The organism is Ruegeria sp. AP12 (assembly GCF_056540025.1).
This window is the reverse complement of the sequence record NZ_JBQFVZ010000007.1, coordinates 28,358-46,363: the sequence shown is the minus strand read 5'-3', so window position 1 is coordinate 46,363 and position 18,006 is coordinate 28,358. Positions and strand designations below refer to the sequence as shown.

Sequence of the window (18,006 nt, the reverse complement as noted above, 5' to 3'; positions counted from 1 at the left end):
TGTGGATAAGTGTGAAGATAAGTTTCCGTGAGGCTGGATTTTTCCTTGTTTCCTTGCTGTTTCGTCAAGTTGCACAAAAAATAGGCAGTGCCATATCGTATTGTTTTTAAATGTTATTTTTTTGAACACTTAGCAAGTGCATGAAAAAAAAGACATTTTTGTAACGGACAGGTAACATGAATGAGAGCGGTGCAAAACTTGCACGGGAATTGCTTATTCTACCCCCAGCACATCCGGTGTCTGCCACCCCAGATGCTGCCCGCCATCCACGCATAAAAGCTGTCCTGTGACCGCATGCGCATCCAGGAAATAGCCCAAAGCTGCCGTGATATCCGACGGATTCGCCCCGCGTTCCAACACGGTGTTGGCGCGCTGCGCCTGAAAATGTGCTTCGGACTGGCGGTGGCCTTGCATGGTTGGCCCCGGCCCGATGGCATTGACGCGGATTGAGGGCGTCAGCGCCTGCGCCGCCGTCCGGGTCAGTGCCCACAGACCCATCTTGGCGATGGTGTAGGTCATGAACTCGGGCGTCAGCTTGCGCACCCGCATATCGACCATGTTGACGATCAGCCCGGTCGCCACAGGCTCACCCTGAGCATCTGTTTCGGGCTGCAAACCCTGTTCGGCCATGGCCTGTGTCAGCACAAACGGCGCGCGAAGATTGCTGTCGAGGTGCCGGTCCCAGCTTTGGCGCGTTGCGGTTTTGATATTGTCGTATTCAAAGATCGAGGCGTTGTTCACCAGACAGGTGATCGGCCCGCCCAGCGCCTCGACCGCGCGTGGCAGCAGGGCGGTGACCTGAGCCTCATCCAGCAGATCAGCCTGCAGCGCATCGGCTTCCCGGCCAAGGGCCTCAACCTGCGCAACGGTCTCTAACGCCGGTCCTTCGGACGTCGCGTAATGCACCGCCACATCATACCCGCGCCCGGCCAGATACAGCGCCATGGCGCGGCCCAGACGGATACCGGCTCCGGTCACTAACGCTCGGGTCATGGGCTACCTCTTTCTGTCAGGTCACATCAGCAATGTGGTGACATAAAGCGCATAAAGGAAAGTCAACACCAGACCCCAGATCCGGGAAATGTCCTGTTTGAAGAACACAAACGGGATCAACAGCAACGATGCGCCCAGCATGACCCACAGATCGAATTCCAGGAATTCCGGGTCGACGGGGATGTTGCCGAACCATGTGGCGATGCCGACGATGGCCAGCAGGTTGAACATGTTCGACCCGATCACATTGCCCAGCGCCACATCCGCCTGACGCCGCAGCGCCGCCATAACGGTTGTGGCCAGTTCGGGCAGGGACGTTCCAACCGCAACCAGAGTCAGCCCGATCACCGTCTCGCTGATCCCGTACATCCGCGCGATGACGGTGGCATTGTCCACAAGCAAGTGCGCGCCCATGGGCAGGCCGATCAGACCCAGGATCAGGTAGATCGAGATCTTCCAGTACGGCATGTCAGGGTCGGCCTCTTCCAGACCGTCCAGTTCTTCATCCTCGGCGCATCCGTTCTCGGCATCGGCACAGGCTTTGCGGTGGGCTTTGGCTTCGCGGAACGCATTCCACAGAACAAGGCCAAGCGCGGCCAGCAAAATGGCACCGCTGACCAGATTGAAGACGCCGCAAAACGCCAGACCGATGAACAACACACTGGCCAGCAGCATGAACACATAGTTCTTACGACTGTCACACTCGCTGGTGTGCAGGGTCGCCAGCAAGGCAGGGACACCCAGCACCAGCAGTATATTGGCGGTATTGGACCCTACAACGTTGCCCAGCGCGATCCCCGGCGCGTTTTCCTTCAACGCGCTGATCGCAATCAGCAACTCGGGGGCCGAGGTGCCAAAGGCCACGATCGTCAGGCTGACAATCAGCGCTGGCACACCCAGCCGCAGGCTCAGGTTCACCGCACCGCGCACCAACGCATCGCCGGCCAGCAGCAGGATCACCAACCCAAGGCCGGAGAGCAGCCATGCCGTCATGTCCGGCCTCCTTTTTCGCAGGCGCACGGGCCCTTGCCGATCCGAAACCGGCCACAGCGCGGGCATTTTGCGGAACTCAACCGCTTTTGCCCCGGAAAGCGCAGCTTGCCGAACATCGCCAAAACACCCATGGCGACCAGAAACAAAGTGACAATCTTGATGATCACGTCACAAACCGAAACGCGCGTAGGCTGCCCGCTCCTCTAACCCTGCAATGGCGTCCTGCGCCAGCGAGGCCCCAAAGCGCGACCAGATGGGTTTGCGCAGACCGTAGCGACGGAACTTGACCTTCTCGCCGAACCGTTCCTGCATCTTGGGTTTCAGATGGGCGATGCCTTCGATCAGACCCAGTTCCTGCGCGCGTTTTGCCAGCCAGACCTCGCCCGTGAACAGATCGGCATTTTCGTCCAGCTTGTCGCCCCGGCGGGATTTGACATGGGCAATGAAGTTTTCATGGATGTCGCCCAGCAGGCCTTGCAGGCGCTTCACATCCTCTTTCTTTTCCGGCCGGAAAGGATCAAGCATCGATTTCGACTTGCCTGCCGTATGTACGCGCCGTTCAAACCCCTGCTTTGCCAGAAACTCATGCGCCCCGAACCCGGCCGAGATCACCCCGATTGATCCCAGGACCGAGCTGTCGTCGGCCCAGATTTCATCCGCCGCCGCGGCCAGCCAATACCCGCCCGAGGCAGCAACATCCTCGACAAAGGCAATCACGGGGATCTTCAGTTCGTCTGACAACCGCCGAATCCGCGCCCCGATCAGCGAGCTTTGCACCGGCGATCCACCGGGCGAGTTGACCTCAAGCGCGACGGCAACCGGTTTGCCCTTGCGAAACGCTTTCTCCAGCACGGGCGCCAGAGAGGTATCGTTCAACGCCCCGCGCCCGGCCATACCAATGGCTCCGGACAGGCGCACGACGGCCACAACGGGGTGCTTTTTGACAAACGGCAGGCTGAGTTTCATGCGTGCCGATGTAGAGTGCCCCCAACGTCTAAACAAGGGACTCTCAGATCGCAAAACGTGACGTGAGACAATTTCCTGACACCAATGGGCAAAAATGCAACGCCCGCCAGTGGCCTAGCTGCGGATGCGCCAACCGGTTTTAAAGATCCATCCGATGACGCCAAGGCAGATCCCGGTGAAGGCCACAATCGCCAGCAGGCTGAACACAATCGGCACATCTGCAAGCCCATAAAACGACCACCGAAAGCCCGAGATCAGGTACACAACCGGGTTGAACAGGGTGATGGTCTGCCACAGCGGCGGCAGCATCGAGATCGAATAGAACGTCCCGCCCAGAAAGATCAGCGGGGTCACAACAAGCTGCGGGACCAGCGACATCTGCTCGAAATTGCTGGCCCAGATGCCAATGATGAAGCCCAGCAAGGAAAAGCTGAGACAGGACAGGATCAGAAACGCGGCCATGGCAAAGGGGTGTTCGATGCGAATATCCACAAAGAATGTCGCCGTGATCAGGATCACGATTCCCACAAACAACGCCTTGGTCGCCGCCGCCCCGACATAGCCGATGACGATCTCGATAAAATTCACGGGGGCGGAGAGCAGTTCGTAAATCGTACCCAGAAACTTGGGAAAATAGATACCGAATGAGGCGTTCGAGATCGACAGCATCACCACTGACAGCATGATCAGCCCCGGCACGATGAAGGCCCCGTAGGAGACGCCCTCGACCTCTTGAATCCGGCTGCCGATGGCGGTGCCGAAAACGACGAAATACAAAGACGTGGACAGGACAGGCGACAGAAAGCTCTGCGCCAGAGTACGGAAAAACCGCGCCATTTCAAATCGATAAATGGCGGCAACGGCTGACCAGTTCATGCGGGCTCTCCCGACACCAGATTGACAAAAATCTCTTCCAAGCTGGATTGCCGCGTCTGAACGTCCCGCAAGACAAGCCCGGCCTGCGCCACATCATTCAACAGCGTGGTGATCCCGGTTCGGTCGGCATGGGTGTCATAGGTGTAGACCAGCGCGTCGCCATTGCCGTTCAGAACCAGATTATGCGCCGCCAGAGCGTTGGGAATGTCGGTGATGGGCTCGGTCAGCATGACCTCGATCTGCTTCTTGCCCATCTGCGCCATCAGCGTGTCCTTATCCTGCACCAGCAGCAACTCACCCTTGTCGATGACCCCGACGCGGTCGGCAATGGCTTCGGCCTCTTCGATGTAATGGGTGGTCAGGATGATGGTGACACCGGCCCGTTTCAATTCGGCCACGATCTCCCACATATCCTTGCGCAGCTCGACATCGACCCCGGCGGTTGGCTCATCCAGAAACAACACACGTGGCTCATGCGCCAGCGCCTTGGCGATCAACACCCGGCGCTTCATCCCACCGGACAATTCCTTGATCGCATTCTTGCGTTTGTCCCACAGCGACAGTTTGCGCAGAATTTCCTCGATCCGCGCACTGTCATGGCCGTGGCCAAACAAGCCGCGCGAAAACCGCACTGTGTTATAGACCTTCTCGAACGGCTCCAGCGCGATCTCCTGCGGCACAAGCCCGATCATCTTGCGGGCGGCGCGAAACTCGGTCTGAATGTCATGCCCACCAACGGTGACCGACCCTGAACTAAGGGTGGTGATACCACAAACTGTCGAGATCAAGGTGGTCTTGCCCGCCCCGTTTGGCCCCAGCAGCGCCAGAATCTCACCCTCTTCGATATCCAGCGACACGCCTTTCAGCGCTTCAAACCCGTCAGCATAGGATTTGCGCAAATCCTTTATGGACAAAATGGCGGTCATGCACGGTCCCCGTTTTGGCCGACCATATCCCGCGATCCGCACGCGGAACAGGTCACTTCCGCACAGTGTTCTGAGCATTTTTGCCGAAAGGTCAATCAGAGTGCGACGCACACCGCCCCGATCGCCCACTGCGCTGCGGCCAGAAACGCATTGATCCCTTGCCCGCCTGCCGATACCCCGAAGGCCGCATCATGGAGGAACCGAATGCTTAACGGAATACGTGTTATCGAAATCGAAGGGCTGGGGCCCGCCCCGTTTGCCGCCATGTTGCTGGCCGATCTGGGCGCGGATGTGATCACCATCCACCGCAAATCCGGCAACCCCACGCCCGGCATGCCGGACCAGTCGGTGCTGGACCGGGGCAAACGGTCGATTGCGCTGGACCTCAAGGACCCCGACGATCTTGAAACGGCCAAACGCCTGATCGACACCGCCGACGCCCTGATCGAAGGGTTTCGCCCCGGCGTGATGGAAAAGCTCGGCCTTGGGCCCGACGCCTGTTTTGCACGCAACCCCAGGCTGGTCTTCGGGCGGATGACCGGCTGGGGGCAGGACAGCCCGCTAGCGCAAACGGCCGGGCATGATCTGAATTACATCTCCCTATCGGGCGCACTCTGGTACGGCTCAACACCCGACACGCCGCCCCAAACCCCCGCCACACTGGTCGGCGACATCGGCGGTGGCGCGCTCTATCTGGTGTCGGGCCTGCTGGCGGGTCTGATCAATGCGCAACGTACCGGGCAAGGCACCGTCGTCGACGCCGCCATCTATGATGGCTCGGCCCATATGATGAACCTGCTGATGACCATGCGGCAGACCGGCAACCTGTCCGACATCCGGGGCCAAAGCATGCTGGACGGCCCGCATTGGAGCCGCACCTACACCTGCGCAGACGGGCGCTATGTCACTGTGCAATGCCTCGAACCCAAGTTTTACGCCCAATTCCTACACCTCATGGGCCTGACCGACGATCCCGACTTCGCCCAACAATTCAACCCGGCCCTCTGGCCCGATCAAACCCGACGCCTCGCCGCGCTGTTCTGCAAACACCCGCGCGATCACTGGGCCGCGCTGTTTCAGGGCACCGATGCCTGCGTCGCCCCGGTGCTCAGCCCGACCGAAGCCCTGACACACCCGATGAACAAAAGCCGCCAAACCTGGCAGACGGTGGATGGCACCCTGCAGGCCGCCGCCGCCCCACGATTCTCGAACCATCCGTGGACTGCCAAACCCAGCCCTACCCGCGGCGAACACAGCGAGGACATCAGAGCCGAGCTAGACAAGCAGCGCGGATCCGCCCCTTCATCTGGCTAAAAATATCTCGGGGGATGAATTGGCCGCAGGCCAAGAAGGGGGCTGGCCCCCTTCCCCTTTACCGCCCGCGCACCGCGTCGATCATCAACTGAACATTCTCGGGATCCGCGTCCGGTGTAATCCCATGCCCAAGGTTGAAGATATGCGGCCCTTTCGAGAACGCCTCGACAATGCGCCGCGTTTCATCCACCAGCGCCTGCCCGCCGGTCACCATATGGGACGAGGCCAGATTGCCCTGCACGCAGCCATCCACCTGAACCTGCTCTGCCGCCCAATCCGGCGCGACCGAGTTGTCCAGCGCCACGCAATCCACGCCGGTCTTCTGTGCAAACCCGATATAACCGTCACCAGCCTCACGCGGGAAGCCGATAACCGGGATGCCGGGATGCCGGTCCTTGATCGCCTGAGTGATCACCCGGCACGGCTCGACCGCATATTTTCGGAAGGCTTCACCTTTCAACGATCCGGCCCAACTGTCGAAGATCTTGACCACTTCGGCCCCGGCCTCGATCTGGGCCGAGAGGTATTCGATCGTCGCCAGCGTAATCCGCTCCAGCAGCGCCTCAAACAATACGGTGTTCTCTTCCCGCAGCGCATGGGCAGGCCCCTGATCCGGCGTGCCGCGCCCCGCGATCATGTAGGTCGCCACCGTCCAGGGTGCACCTGCGAATCCGATCAGCGTGGTCTCGGACGGCAGTTCCCGCGACAGGATGCGAACCGTCTCGTAGACCGGCGACAGGGTCTCGTGAATATCCTCAACCGGTCTAAGCGCATCAAATTCCGACTGCTGCGTGATCGTCGACAGACGAGGCCCCTCGCCTGTCACAAACCACAAATCCGCACCCAGCGCCTGCGGCACCAAAAGAATATCGGCAAAAAGGATCGCCGCGTCGAACCCATAGCGGCGAATGGGCTGCAATGTGACCTCGGCCGCCAGTTCCGGGTTATAGCAAAGCGACAGGAAATCCCCCGCCTGCGCCCGGGTCGCGCGGTATTCGGGCAAATACCGACCGGCCTGACGCATCATCCAGATCGGCGGCACATCCTGTACTTCACCCGCCAGTGCCCGCAGCAGTTTTTTCGTCTCGGCCATTGTCATCCCCAGAAATCAGGTTTTGGCAACGGGTCGGCGCTCAGTGGCAATTTGTCAAGCTCTGCCCCCATTGTCAGGGCAATGTGACGCGACTAAAGCTGTGCGTATGACTTTGACCCTGCCCACCCCCGCATCACCTCTCAGAATTGGGACCCGAGGCTCGCCGCTGGCTCTGGCTCAGGCCTACGAGACGCGCCAAAGGCTGCGTGACGCGTTTGATCTGACCGATGACGCGTTCGAAATCGTTGTGATCAAGACCACCGGCGACAACCGCGCGATGATCGACGCGGACCGTCCCCTGAAAGAGATCGGCAACAAGGGCCTGTTCACCAAGGAAATCGAAGAGGCGATGCTGCGCGAAGACATCGACATCGCCGTACATTCCACCAAGGACATGCCGGTGGCACAGCCCGACGGGCTGGTGCTGGACACGTTCCTGCCGCGCGAGGATGTGCGGGATGCGTTCATCTCGCCGCATCTGCAATCGATTCACGACCTGCCCGAGGGCGCGGTGGTCGGCACCTCGTCTCTGCGCCGCCGGGCGCAGCTTTTGAACCGCCGCCCGGATCTGAACGTCGTCGAGTTTCGCGGTAACGTTCAGACCCGGCTGAAAAAGCTGGCCGATGGCGTGGCGGATTGCACCTTTCTGGCGATGGCGGGCATTCGGCGGCTGGATATGGATGAGGTTCCGGCAACCGCAATCTCGCCAGACGATATGCTGCCCGCGATTGCACAAGGCACGATCGGGATCGAGCGGCGCAGCAATGACGCCCGCGCGGCCGCTCTGCTGGAGGCCATTCACCACGCTGAAACCAGCCAGCGCCTCAGCGCTGAACGGTCCCTGCTGGCAGCGCTGGACGGATCCTGCGAAACCCCCATCGCCGGTCTGGCCGAGATTCAGGAGGGCCAACTCCGCCTGCGCGGTGAAGTTCTGCGCCCCGATGGATCAGAAGCGATTTCCGAGGATACCGTTGGGTCCATCGAGGATGGGGCCGAGATGGGACGCGCAATGGCCGAAATCCTGTTGAAAAACGCAGGCCCCGGTTTCTTCGATTGGAGAAACTCCTGATAATTTTAACCAATGTGAACTAGTTCACTGTTCCACGTCTCAGATTGCGGCAAGACTGTGATCATACCGGCTGAAAAGTTGGATCAGTCTCGAAATGTATCGAAGAGTTTCAGATAGTTGGTGTTTTAATAAGTATTCGAGGGGGCGAGGCTGAGCCCGACATTCAGAAGGTGCAGGGTCGCTGTTGGAAACAACAGCGACCCGACTATTTTCTAGCCCTGCATGGTCTCGCTGAGCGCTGCGACCGCATGATGAATGGCGTTCTGCGTCTGCTCCAGATCGGCCTCGGTAATCGCCAGTGACGGGTATAGCTTGCCCGGTGATTTGAACACGCCATGGGTTCGCAGAACCTCATTGAACACGACATTATGCTTGGGGTCATCATGTTTGGCGCTGCGATAGTCTCGGCAGGCGTTGTCGGTGAAGTAAACGTCGAACAGGGTCACGTCCCCGCAAATCTGATGCGCGATTCCGGCCTGATCCAAAGCGCCCGTCAGCATCTGCTGCAACCGGGTACCGATATCGCGCAAACGGTCATAGGTCCCCTCGCGGCGCAGAATCTCCATCGTTTTCAGACCGGCAACCGACGCGACGGGATTGCCGGACAGGGTTCCAAGCTGCATCAGCCATCCCTCCTGACCGACCTGCGCCTTGTCGAAATGCTTCATGATCTCGGCACTTGCGCCCAACGCTGCCAAAGGAAACCCGCCGCCGGTGATTTTGCCCAGGGTGCAGATATCGGGCGTAACCCCATACCGTTCCTGAGCCCCGCCATAGTCCAGGCGGAAGCCGGTAACGATTTCATCGAAGATCAGCAGCACGTTATGCTTGTCGCACAATTCGCGCAGCCCTTGCAGATAACCGGGCATCGGCGGGATGATCCGCTGCAACGGTTCGGCCATGACGGCGGCAATGTCGTCATGTTCGTCCAGCAGCGCCGCCACCGCCTCAAGATCGTTATAAGGCGCAATCAGCATCTGATCGGCCACGCCTTGCGGAATACCGGCACTGTCGGGCACGGCTTGCGGGAAATTGACCTGACGGCTGGGGGCCAGGCTCATCTGCGCCTCGGCGCTCATGCCGTGATAGCCGCCTTCGAATTTCAGGATCTTGTCTCGCCCGGTATAGGCCCGCGCCAGCCGGATCGCATACATATCCGCCTCGCCGCCCGAAGCGACAAAGCGCACCTGTTCGCAGCAGGGCACCGCGTCGATGATGGCCTCGGCCAGTTCGATACCTTTGGTGTTGTTGGCAAAGAAGGTCATGCCCTTGGGCAATTGCTCCAGCACGGCTTCCATCACCTCGGGGTGGCCATGGCCCAGCAGCATCGGCCCCGATCCGATCAGATAGTCGATATACTCGTTGCCGTCCTCATCCCAGACGCGGCTGCCCTCGCCGTGCGAGATGATGATGCCCGGATCGAAATTCCCAAACCCGCCTGCGGGCAAAACAGCCTTCGCGCGGTCGATCCATTCGGATTGAGTGTTGATCTTCAGCATGTCACGCGATCTCCATATTCAATAAAATCAGTGTCTATTCGTAAACGGCAGCCGGATCGCCCAGCGCGTCTTCATCCGGGTGTACGCCAAGGCCGGGGGTCTCGGGCAAATGCAGGTGGCCGTCGATATTGCGGGGGCCGCGACCGCCTGCAATGTCAACGGTCAGCATGTCCTGACAGGCCCAGACGGCATGGCAATTGTCATCCGGGATGGTGGCGGCCAGATGCAGCGCTTCGGTATCGGCCAGCACGCTGCCACCCGTGGCCATCACGAACATGTCGATACCATGGGCCAGCGCAATATCCCGCATCCGCGCGGCCTTGGTCAGGCCGCCGACACGGTTCAGCTTGATCCCGAATATCTCAGCGATCCCGTCACGCGCGATGCGGGCGGCGTCCTGCAGGGTCACAAGGCTTTCATCCACCGACACGGGCGAGGCGTGCTGGCCCGAGAGCGCGGCGATATCATCCAGCGTTTCACCGGGTTGTTCGAACATCACGTTCAGGTCTTCGCAGGCGCTCAGGACCCGCAGGGCCTGTTGCCGGGTCCAGCCGCGATTGACGTCATAGAGGACAATCTCACCCGGTCGCCGGATGCTTTCGACATCGCGGATCCGCGCAATATCACGTTCGACATTGCCCCCGATCTTCACCGAATGGGCGATGTAGCCCCGGCTGCGATAGCGTTCCATCACTTCGCGGGTTTCCTCGACCGTTTTGGCCCCGACCGAGGACGCAATCGGGCGCGGTGTCCTGGACCCGCCACCCATCAGATCAGCAATCGGAAGCCCAGCCGCCTGTCCGGCAATATCCCAGCACGCCATGTCGATGGGGCTTTTGGCATAGAGATGCCCCGGCAAGGCCAGATCCATCGCCCGTTCCACATCCAGAACTTTGCGTGGATCAAGGCCCAGGATGAAAGGCGCCATCGTTTCAATCCCGGCGCGGATGCCCGGCCCGTGCGCGGGCACATAGGTATGGCCCCACGGGGTACCCTCACCCCAGCCAGTCAGGCCGGCATCGGTTTCGATCTTCACCAGCGTCGCGTCCAGCATTTCGAACTTCAACCGCCCGCCGGACAGCCAGTAGGGATGCTCCAAAGGCAGATCGACGTGATAGACCGAAAGTCGGGAGATTTTCATTTCAATTCCACTTCCACGAAGGACATCGGGGCATCCCCGGCATTGATGACATTATGCTCGACCCCTTCATCGCGGCGATAAGCGGTTCCGGCGGGCACAGTCACCTCGTTGACCGTTCCGTCCGGCAGGTCCAAACGCATGTGGCAATCGGTGATCGCCGTGATGACGTAATCCATCGCATGGCGATGCCATCCGGTTTCCGCACCGGGCGCAAAGTCAAACCGCGTCACGCGCACGCGTGCATCGTCGATCATCTGAGTGGCAACGGCCTGTGGTCTCATAACGCGTACTCCGCCACAGGCGCGCCGAGGCTTTCGAAATCCGCTTTGACGCCCAGTCCGGGCGTGTCGGGCGCGTATAGCTTGCCGTCACGGGCAGTCGGGCCGCCGTTGCCGGTGGATCGGGTGTTGTAGTTCATCAAATCGGTTGTGTTCTGCAGGTACTCTGGCGGGGTTGAGGCGGCGAAATGGGCCACAACCGAGGATGTGATCTCGCCGCCCCAGGTATCCTCGCTGACAACCGGGATGCGGTTGTCGACCAGATAATCCCGCACCCGCCGCGCCTTGCTGATCCCGCCGAGGTTCGAGATTTTCAGACAGCAGATTTCAGCCCCGCGATCCGCGACGATGCGCTGTGCCGCGTGGATACCGGTGACGCATTCATCCAGCTTCATCGGCTGTTCGGCAACGCGGCGCACCTGTTGGCATTCCTCATAGGTGCGGCAGGGCTGTTCCAGAATGAAATCCAGATCGCGCGTAGCGCGGGCCACCCGGATCGCATTGTCCACGCGCCAGCCCTGATTGGCATCGGCCATCGCCTTCTCGTCCGGGTTCAGCAAGGGAACCGTAGTGCGGATACGGTCAATGTCGGTGGCCCAGTCGCTGCCCACCTTGACCTGAAACTGCCGGTAACCCTGATCGCGGTAACGATCCATCTCGGCCACGGTCTCATCCACCGCCTTCTGCGGCGCGACCCGGTACATTGGCGCGCCGTCGGTCAGCTTGCCGCCCAGCAGCATCCAGACCGGCTGATCGCAGGCCTGCCCCAGAATGTCCCAGCAGGCCGCATCGAACGGGGCCTTGGCATAGCCGTGACCCTGCACCAGATGATCCATCAACTGCTCGATCCGCGCCACCTGACGCGGGTCTTCGCCCAGCAGATGCGGAGCCACCAGCCGCGCCAGCGCACCCACGCCTTCGGAATGGGCGACCATGTAGTTTTCACCGCAGGGCGTGAACTCGCCACAGCCTTGCAGGCCGGCATCGGTGTCGATGACCACGACCGAGGCGGTGGCGGTTTCGATGGCGTTGCCAGCCCCCCAGACATATGCCCCGCCGACATACGGAAGCCCGGTCTGATAGACGCGTATCCGAGTGATTTTCATGCCGCATCCATTCTGGGCAGATCACCTATCCCCTCTCCGCGCCACAGCACAAAGGTCAGGATCGGTTGATCGGTTGTAACCATCGCGTGGCTTTGCCAACTGGTATGCAGGCGGGTCTGATCTGTTCCGACAACACCCGTATCCTCGGTGGTTTTGAATTCTGCACCGCCTGCAAGGGTCAGATAGATTTCCTCGGCCTGATGGCTGTGCCAGTCGTAATTCAGCCCCGGCCCCCAATAGGCGATGTAGCCGCGCAATTGGGTCGAGTGGAAATGACCCGTCGGCCCGAACAGCTCGTAATACCCATAGCGTCGCAGGAAATCCGCGCCGACCTCGTCTTCGGTATAGGTCTGTTTCCACTGCGCCAGATGCGTTGTGGCAGAGATGGCGGAAATAAGCGGCTGGGTCAGATCGCTGCCAGCGATTTCAAAGTCCTTCACCAGATCAGCCGCCGGAATATGATTGGCCGTCAACGGGGAAGGCGACAAATCCGTGGGCCACGAACCAAATGCAGACAGGTCGGGATGCGCCTGATGCAAGCGCCGCGCGGCTTCGAGCACATCATCCAGTGTCATGGCGTCACCACGATATTTCCAGTGTGTTGTTTGGCGATGAATGCGGCCTGCGCGTCCCGCAATTCCTCCAGCGGATAGGTGGCGGCGAGGGCCGGTTTGATCTCAGCCGCTTCGATGTATTTCACGAGGTTCTGCATCACCTGAGGGTCAATCACGGTCGAGCCGGTGAAGGTCAGGTCGCGCAGGTAGAAGGTGCGCAGATCAAACTCGACCATCGGGCCAGCGATGGCCCCAGAGCAGGTATAGCGCCCGCCGCGTTCCAGAATGTCGATCAGCTGCGGCCAGTACGGCCCGCCCACCACATCGGCGACAACGGTGATTTTCTCGGCCCCAAGCGCCGCGCGCAGATTGTCAGGCGCGCGGGGCAGGATCATGTCGGGGCCCAGCTTGGCGACGTCTTCGTGCTTGGCCTCGGACGCCATCGCGATGACACGCGCGCCCCGGCGCTTGGCCAGTTGCACCAGCGCACCGCCAACGCCGCCGGATGCACCCGGCACCAGAACCGTGTCTGCGCTGGTCACATTGGCCCGGGTCAACATCCCTTCGGCCGTTGAGTACGAGCAGGAGAATGTGGCGAGTTCCGCATCCGACAGGTCCGACGTGATCGGCACCGCATTCACCGCAAGCGTTGTGGCATATTCGGCAAAGCCGCCATCCCGCTCGGACCCGTAGTATCCGGCCTTGTCCATGTTTTGCGGATCGTCGGGATCGCGCAACCAGCCGTCTGTTATCACCCGCTGTCCGATACGCGCACTGTCCACACCCTCGCCCACGGCAACGATATGACCGCAGATATCGGCCCCCTGAATGCGCGGGAAGGTGATGGGCGCGCCGCCCCAGGTGGGATCGTCTTCGCCCACTTCCTCGAACGCGCCGCCGGTTGTGGCATCAGTTACGGTCTTCGAGTACCAGCCGGATCGCGTGTTCACATCCGTATTGTTCAACCCGCAGGCCGCGACGCGGATCAGCACCTCGCCCGCCGCGGGTTCGGGGCGCGGCCAATCCTTGTGCAGCACCATTTGCTCAAGACCGCCGTGACCCATGGTCACCATGGCTTTCATTGTGTCGGGCAGACTCATCCTTTAGTCTCCTGAGTTGGGCCACAGGTCGATGCGCGTTTCCCGGCCTGCGATTCTGCTCGACAGGCTAATTTCACAACTGTACCATCGTCAATCATGAATGACACAAATGTATCATCTATCGTCCTGGATCGCCTGACCGAGGAATGGGACGCCCTGACGCCCGAGGCCCAGAAAGCCGCGCGCTATGTGCTGGAAAACCCCACAGATGTGGGCGTTTCCACCGTGCGCGAGATTGCCGAGGCCGCCAACGTCAAACCCAACACTTTTGTCCGCATGGCACGGCAGGTCGGCTTCGAAGGCTACGAGGATTTTCGTGCCCCGTTCCGGCAGGCCATCCGGCAGGGGACGGTTTCGTTTCCCGACCGCGCCCGCTGGTTGCAGGAAATAGGCAAATCCGGTGAAATGGGTGGCCTTTACGCCGACATGATCGGTGCCACGATCCGCAATATTGAAGAGACATTTGCCGGTATCGATGCCGACCGGCTGCGCGCTGCAGCCGAAGATATTTGGAACTGCCGTCAGATTTTCACGCTGGGCGTCGGCGTCAACAATTCAAACGCGCGGAACTTTACCTATCTGGCCTCGACCGGGATGAAGCAGTTTCACGCCATTCCCCGCTCGGGCTCGACCCCGGTGGACGATCTGGCCTGGGCCGATGAACAGGACGTGCTGATTGCGATCACCTGCCATCCCTACCGGACCGAGGTGATCGATGCGATCAAACTGGCGCGCCAGCAGGGGCTGACGGTTGTCGGTATCTCGGACAGCCCGGCCAGCCCGGTGATCCTGAACGCGCAGCACGGATTTGTCGTGGCAGCCGACACCCCGCAATATTTCCCGTCCTCTGTGTCGACCATCGCCTTGCTGGAAACGCTTCTGTCCTTCGTGATCGCGGTATCCAGCGATGAAATCGTCGAACGGGTCGAGCGGTTTCATCAGCGCAGGCACCAGCTTGGGCTATACGCGGCGGAACCGGAATAAGATGCCCGGCACCCTGAACGCCTGAGCCATGCCACTCACCTGCGTTTCAGCGCCAAAAAGGCCGGGTAGACCGCGTTGACACAAGGTCATGAACAATCCTTACGAGAATTCCGCTCAGGTTGTTGCCTGCCTTGCGAGAGTGATCTATCGATACCGGAATGAGATCTGGTTTTGCCATTGTTTCAGCGTTTTTCTTATGCGCCTTTTTCCCTGCTAGCGCGCAGGAAACCACGCTTTCCCGACCGGATCTGAGCGCGTCGGGACAGGACTATCTGAAAGCCGTTCGGTATCGCGGGATCGACACGGATGTTGTCTATTTCGACCCCACGCAACCCGCGCCGCCGCTGGACACAGATGCAACGCCGCAACCCGACCGGACTGTCGAGCTGTCCGTTGACAACCGCTGGATCGTCGGCGGGCTGGCTGCGGTCATTCTGATTTTCCTGACCTTGTTCATCTACAACACTGCCGGGAAGACCTCGGTCTCGTTCCGCAAATCCGTGGGCAATGCGCGGCGCAAAGGCGGGCGGGACGACCCAGAGTTATCGGACACCAGGCAGAACATTCCCGATCTTGACGCGCTTCTGAAATTGAAAGATCGCGATCTGGCGGTCACCGGGTTGGCGCAACTGGCGCTGAGCCATTGCCTGTCCAAAAACGAAGTGCTGTTCAAACGCAGCTGGACCCATCGCGAGGCCCTGCGCAGCATGCCGCAGACGCTTTGGTACATCCCCGACCTGCGCGCCCTGGTTCTGGCCAGTGAACGCATTAATTTCGGCCATCACTCGATCACCGAGGGCGATTTCGAGGCCCTTCTGAACCGGATCAGACCCGTCCTGCGCGAGGTCACCGCATGAGCGACACGACCAGCCTGCCCCCGACCGATCGCATCCGGCTGGATTGGGTCATCGTGGGCGTTGTGGTCGCGGTTTGCGTCGGGATTTTTCTGTACGTCATGGCTGGGCGGCAATACGCCCTGCGCGAGTCGGCCAGCGGATTTGACGGTCTGGATCGCTGGCTGAACAGCCAGTCCCACACGACACATAGCTTTACCGGAGGCTGGCCTCTGGACCGCAGCACCGTGGGTCTGCTGGTGCAGCCGGTCTATGACACGCGTCTGGACACAGATCGCAACGCGGCCAGAACCAAAGAAGAACTGCTGTTTCAGGCGGATGAGTTCGATCAGGAGATCGAGGTGATCCGCGACAAGGCGCAATCCGTGCCCAGCCTGGTGATCCTGCCCAAATGGCGCAGCGGTATGCGCCTGACCGGGTTCGGGCATCCGTTTCTGATGTCTCCGCGCGCAGAGATTCAGACCATCCTGCACCAGATTGCCGGTCCTGATGTCGGGCCGATGGCTTTGGCGCGCCGTCCGTTTTCCGACTACGCACTGGCCGCTGACCCGCAACTGAAGGCCCGTATCTACGCCGCCCAAACCTTCGCCGGGCACGGATGTGACCCCATCGTTGGACAGGCCGGAGGGATGCTGTTGGGCGCGTGCCCTCTGCCGGGGTCCGAGGACGGCCAGAAGATCTATATCCTGTCCGACCCCGATCTGCTGAACAATCACGGGCTGACGCTGGGCGACAATGCATGGATCGCGGCGCAGGTTCTGCCCGAAATCGCGGGCGATCAGCGCATCATCATTGACTACAGCGATCAGAACTGGCTGACCGCGCCGGAACTCGTTGAGGCCCGCGAACGCACATGGGATGACCTCAAGCGTTTGTTTGAACCACCGTTCCGCTCGCTTTGGATCGGCGCGGGGCTGTTGCTGGCCTTAGCGATCTGGCGGGGCGGGGTGCGCAGTGGCCCGGTGATCGATATCGCCCCAACGCTGGGCACCGGCAAACGCATGGCCAACCGCGCAAGGGCACGGCTGATGCGTATGACAGACCAGGACGGTGCAATGCTGTCCGATTATGTTGATACCCGCCTGCGCGCCCGCGCGGCGGCGGTGTTCGGCAGCACTTACAAGACCATGGGCACACCGGAAGAGGCCTATCTGAAATATGTCCGAGCCCGAAAACCTGACCTCGCGGCCCGACTGGACGCGCTGATCCAAACCATTCGCGCCCTGCCCCCGCATCTGGCGGCGGCAGACGCCATTTCCCACATTGACCAATTCGAAATGATACTGGAGCACCTTGCCGATGAATCTTGAAGACCTGTTCGCCCGCGCCGAGGCCCTGCGGGCCGAGATCGGCAAAGTTGTGCAAGGCCAGCAAGAGGCCGTCGATCTGCTGTTGACGGCCTTGTTTGCACGCGGGCATGTGCTGCTCGAAGGCCCTCCGGGCACGGCCAAAACGCTGTTGGCGCGCAGCTTTGCCGGGGCGCTGAACCTGCAATTCGGGCGCATCCAGTTCACCCCCGATCTGATGCCGGGAGACGTGCTGGGCACCTCGATCTACAATTTCCAGACCAGCGAGTTTGTTCTGACCAAAGGCCCCGTCTTCAGCCAGATCCTGCTGGCGGACGAGATCAACCGCGCGCCGCCCAAAACGCAGGCCGCGCTGCTACAGGCGATGAATGAGCGGATGGTGACGATTGACGGCACCGACCACCTTCTGGGTTCGGAGTTTATCGTGGTCGCGACCCAGAACCCGATTGAACAGCAAGGCACCTATCCCCTGCCCGAGGCGCAGTTGGACCGGTTCCTGTTCAAGGTGAACCTGACCTTCCCGCCCGAGGATGTGGAACTGTCGATCCTGCGCCAGCACGCCAATGAGCCGCTGGATTTCCTAAGCGCGACGCAGACCGTACAGCCGCTGCTGGATGCGCCCACCATGGCGGCGGCGCGGCAGTTGATCGACGGGATCGTGCTGGATGACGACATTCTGGACTATATCCTGCGGCTGGTCCGCGCGACCCGCGAAAGCGCTGATATCGCCTTTGGCGCCTCGACCCGCGCCGCTGATGCGATTGCCGGGGCGACGCGCGCTACGGCAGCTCTGAACGGGCGCGACTTTGCCATCCCCGACGACGTCAAAACCCTGATCATCCATGCGCTGCAACACCGGATCGTGCTGTCCCCTTCGGCCGAGATCGAAGGACGCGGCGCGCGGCAGGTGCTGGAAAACATCCTCAACCAGATCGAGGCCCCACGCTGATCCG

19 protein-coding genes are annotated in these 18,006 nt (G+C 60.7%); 6 read left to right on the top strand and 13 right to left on the bottom strand.

Annotated elements, in window-relative coordinates; all coding sequences use genetic code 11:
* Positions 1 to 213: 213 nt before the first annotated feature.
* From ACR0E6_RS17115 to ACR0E6_RS17090, 6 genes are all read right to left on the bottom strand, one after another.
* Complete coding sequence (locus ACR0E6_RS17115; protein ID WP_480585492.1) at positions 214 to 993, bottom strand: SDR family oxidoreductase; 780 nt, start codon at positions 991 to 993, stop codon at positions 214 to 216.
* A 21-nt stretch (positions 994 to 1,014) separates the two neighbouring features.
* On the bottom strand, positions 1,015 to 1,986 hold the full coding sequence (locus tag ACR0E6_RS17110) for a calcium/sodium antiporter (protein ID WP_170522064.1): 972 nt from the start codon (positions 1,984 to 1,986) through the stop codon (positions 1,015 to 1,017).
* Positions 1,983 to 2,153 (bottom strand): hypothetical protein, encoded by a 171-nt coding sequence (locus ACR0E6_RS17105; protein ID WP_170522062.1) that lies wholly within the window; start codon positions 2,151 to 2,153, stop codon positions 1,983 to 1,985. The genes ACR0E6_RS17110 and ACR0E6_RS17105 overlap by 4 nt, the downstream gene beginning before the upstream one ends.
* 1 nt (position 2,154) lies before the next feature.
* A complete protein-coding gene (locus tag ACR0E6_RS17100; protein WP_170453232.1) occupies positions 2,155 to 2,952 on the bottom strand; it encodes a S49 family peptidase in 798 nt (265 codons plus the stop codon).
* 114 nt (positions 2,953 to 3,066) lie between these two features.
* Positions 3,067 to 3,828 (bottom strand): ABC transporter permease, encoded by a 762-nt coding sequence (locus ACR0E6_RS17095; RefSeq protein ID WP_170453233.1) that lies wholly within the window; start codon positions 3,826 to 3,828, stop codon positions 3,067 to 3,069.
* Positions 3,825 to 4,754, bottom strand: a complete 930-nt coding sequence (locus tag ACR0E6_RS17090; protein ID WP_480585489.1) for an ABC transporter ATP-binding protein — start codon at positions 4,752 to 4,754, stop codon at positions 3,825 to 3,827. Before ACR0E6_RS17090 ends, ACR0E6_RS17095 begins: the two co-directional genes overlap by 4 nt.
* Before the next feature lie 204 nt (positions 4,755 to 4,958).
* Here ACR0E6_RS17090 and ACR0E6_RS17085 point away from each other — a divergent pair, with 204 nt between their 5' ends.
* The gene (locus ACR0E6_RS17085) at positions 4,959 to 6,068 is read left to right on the top strand and encodes a CaiB/BaiF CoA transferase family protein (RefSeq protein ID WP_480585486.1); all 1,110 of its coding nucleotides are present in this window, start codon (positions 4,959 to 4,961) and stop codon (positions 6,066 to 6,068) included.
* Between the two features lie 58 nt (positions 6,069 to 6,126).
* Here the strand turns inward: ACR0E6_RS17085 and hemE are convergent, their stop codons facing one another.
* Complete coding sequence (gene hemE, locus ACR0E6_RS17080) at positions 6,127 to 7,161, bottom strand: uroporphyrinogen decarboxylase (RefSeq protein WP_480585483.1); 1,035 nt, start codon at positions 7,159 to 7,161, stop codon at positions 6,127 to 6,129.
* A gap of 106 nt (positions 7,162 to 7,267) precedes the next feature.
* Between hemE and hemC the strand changes: the two genes are divergently transcribed.
* Positions 7,268 to 8,230 (top strand): hydroxymethylbilane synthase, encoded by a 963-nt coding sequence (gene hemC / locus ACR0E6_RS17075; protein WP_480585480.1) that lies wholly within the window; start codon positions 7,268 to 7,270, stop codon positions 8,228 to 8,230.
* Between the two features lie 212 nt (positions 8,231 to 8,442).
* Here the strand turns inward: hemC and ACR0E6_RS17070 are convergent, their stop codons facing one another.
* From ACR0E6_RS17070 to ACR0E6_RS17045, 6 genes are read right to left on the bottom strand one after another with little or no spacing between them, the layout of a single operon-like run.
* Positions 8,443 to 9,729 carry an aspartate aminotransferase family protein gene (locus ACR0E6_RS17070; protein WP_480585477.1) on the bottom strand — a complete coding sequence of 429 codons (1,287 nt, stop codon included), beginning with the start codon at positions 9,727 to 9,729 and terminating at the stop codon, positions 8,443 to 8,445.
* A gap of 34 nt (positions 9,730 to 9,763) precedes the next feature.
* On the bottom strand, positions 9,764 to 10,870 hold the full coding sequence (locus ACR0E6_RS17065; protein WP_480585474.1) for a mandelate racemase/muconate lactonizing enzyme family protein: 1,107 nt from the start codon (positions 10,868 to 10,870) through the stop codon (positions 9,764 to 9,766).
* Positions 10,867 to 11,151, bottom strand: coding sequence for a cupin domain-containing protein (locus ACR0E6_RS17060; protein WP_480585471.1), 285 nt, complete (start codon positions 11,149 to 11,151; stop codon positions 10,867 to 10,869). The genes ACR0E6_RS17065 and ACR0E6_RS17060 overlap by 4 nt, the downstream gene beginning before the upstream one ends.
* Positions 11,148 to 12,254, bottom strand: a complete 1,107-nt coding sequence (locus ACR0E6_RS17055) for a mandelate racemase/muconate lactonizing enzyme family protein (RefSeq protein ID WP_480585468.1) — start codon at positions 12,252 to 12,254, stop codon at positions 11,148 to 11,150. The genes ACR0E6_RS17060 and ACR0E6_RS17055 overlap by 4 nt, the downstream gene beginning before the upstream one ends.
* Positions 12,251 to 12,829 (bottom strand): dimethylsulfonioproprionate lyase family protein, encoded by a 579-nt coding sequence (locus ACR0E6_RS17050; RefSeq protein ID WP_480585465.1) that lies wholly within the window; start codon positions 12,827 to 12,829, stop codon positions 12,251 to 12,253. Before ACR0E6_RS17050 ends, ACR0E6_RS17055 begins: the two co-directional genes overlap by 4 nt.
* Positions 12,826 to 13,908 (bottom strand): alcohol dehydrogenase family protein, encoded by a 1,083-nt coding sequence (locus ACR0E6_RS17045; protein WP_480585462.1) that lies wholly within the window; start codon positions 13,906 to 13,908, stop codon positions 12,826 to 12,828. The genes ACR0E6_RS17050 and ACR0E6_RS17045 overlap by 4 nt, the downstream gene beginning before the upstream one ends.
* Before the next feature lie 96 nt (positions 13,909 to 14,004).
* On the opposite strand from ACR0E6_RS17045, the gene ACR0E6_RS17040 reads away from it, so the two are divergent.
* The 4 genes from ACR0E6_RS17040 to ACR0E6_RS17025 all read left to right on the top strand — a co-directional run bounded on the left by ACR0E6_RS17040 (position 14,005) and on the right by ACR0E6_RS17025 (position 18,002).
* Positions 14,005 to 14,892, top strand: a complete 888-nt coding sequence (locus ACR0E6_RS17040) for a MurR/RpiR family transcriptional regulator (protein ID WP_170453242.1) — start codon at positions 14,005 to 14,007, stop codon at positions 14,890 to 14,892.
* Positions 14,893 to 15,050: 158 nt separating this feature from the next.
* Positions 15,051 to 15,749, top strand: a complete 699-nt coding sequence (locus ACR0E6_RS17035; protein WP_480585459.1) for a hypothetical protein — start codon at positions 15,051 to 15,053, stop codon at positions 15,747 to 15,749.
* Positions 15,746 to 17,056, top strand: a complete 1,311-nt coding sequence (locus ACR0E6_RS17030; protein WP_480585457.1) for a hypothetical protein — start codon at positions 15,746 to 15,748, stop codon at positions 17,054 to 17,056. The genes ACR0E6_RS17035 and ACR0E6_RS17030 overlap by 4 nt, the downstream gene beginning before the upstream one ends.
* Positions 17,046 to 18,002 (top strand): AAA family ATPase, encoded by a 957-nt coding sequence (locus tag ACR0E6_RS17025; protein WP_480585454.1) that lies wholly within the window; start codon positions 17,046 to 17,048, stop codon positions 18,000 to 18,002. Before ACR0E6_RS17030 ends, ACR0E6_RS17025 begins: the two co-directional genes overlap by 11 nt.
* Positions 18,003 to 18,006: the final 4 nt, after the last annotated feature.

Coding starts and splice junctions, on each gene's coding strand:
- ACR0E6_RS17060 (WP_480585471.1), bottom strand. CDS start 11,151: ATGAGACCACAGGCCGTTGCCACTCAGATGATCGACGATGCACGCGTG.
- hemC (WP_480585480.1), top strand. CDS start 7,268: ATGACTTTGACCCTGCCCACCCCCGCATCACCTCTCAGAATTGGGACC.
- ACR0E6_RS17095 (WP_170453233.1), bottom strand. CDS start 3,828: ATGAACTGGTCAGCCGTTGCCGCCATTTATCGATTTGAAATGGCGCGG.
- ACR0E6_RS17050 (WP_480585465.1), bottom strand. CDS start 12,829: ATGACACTGGATGATGTGCTCGAAGCCGCGCGGCGCTTGCATCAGGCG.
- hemE (WP_480585483.1), bottom strand. CDS start 7,161: ATGGCCGAGACGAAAAAACTGCTGCGGGCACTGGCGGGTGAAGTACAG.
- ACR0E6_RS17025 (WP_480585454.1), top strand. CDS start 17,046: ATGAATCTTGAAGACCTGTTCGCCCGCGCCGAGGCCCTGCGGGCCGAG.
- ACR0E6_RS17030 (WP_480585457.1), top strand. CDS start 15,746: ATGAGCGACACGACCAGCCTGCCCCCGACCGATCGCATCCGGCTGGAT.
- ACR0E6_RS17115 (WP_480585492.1), bottom strand. CDS start 993: ATGACCCGAGCGTTAGTGACCGGAGCCGGTATCCGTCTGGGCCGCGCC.
- ACR0E6_RS17100 (WP_170453232.1), bottom strand. CDS start 2,952: ATGAAACTCAGCCTGCCGTTTGTCAAAAAGCACCCCGTTGTGGCCGTC.
- ACR0E6_RS17110 (WP_170522064.1), bottom strand. CDS start 1,986: ATGACGGCATGGCTGCTCTCCGGCCTTGGGTTGGTGATCCTGCTGCTG.
- ACR0E6_RS17090 (WP_480585489.1), bottom strand. CDS start 4,754: ATGACCGCCATTTTGTCCATAAAGGATTTGCGCAAATCCTATGCTGAC.
- ACR0E6_RS17070 (WP_480585477.1), bottom strand. CDS start 9,729: ATGCTGAAGATCAACACTCAATCCGAATGGATCGACCGCGCGAAGGCT.
- ACR0E6_RS17035 (WP_480585459.1), top strand. CDS start 15,051: ATGAGATCTGGTTTTGCCATTGTTTCAGCGTTTTTCTTATGCGCCTTT.
- ACR0E6_RS17045 (WP_480585462.1), bottom strand. CDS start 13,908: ATGAGTCTGCCCGACACAATGAAAGCCATGGTGACCATGGGTCACGGC.
- ACR0E6_RS17085 (WP_480585486.1), top strand. CDS start 4,959: ATGCTTAACGGAATACGTGTTATCGAAATCGAAGGGCTGGGGCCCGCC.
- ACR0E6_RS17040 (WP_170453242.1), top strand. CDS start 14,005: ATGAATGACACAAATGTATCATCTATCGTCCTGGATCGCCTGACCGAG.
- ACR0E6_RS17065 (WP_480585474.1), bottom strand. CDS start 10,870: ATGAAAATCTCCCGACTTTCGGTCTATCACGTCGATCTGCCTTTGGAG.
- ACR0E6_RS17055 (WP_480585468.1), bottom strand. CDS start 12,254: ATGAAAATCACTCGGATACGCGTCTATCAGACCGGGCTTCCGTATGTC.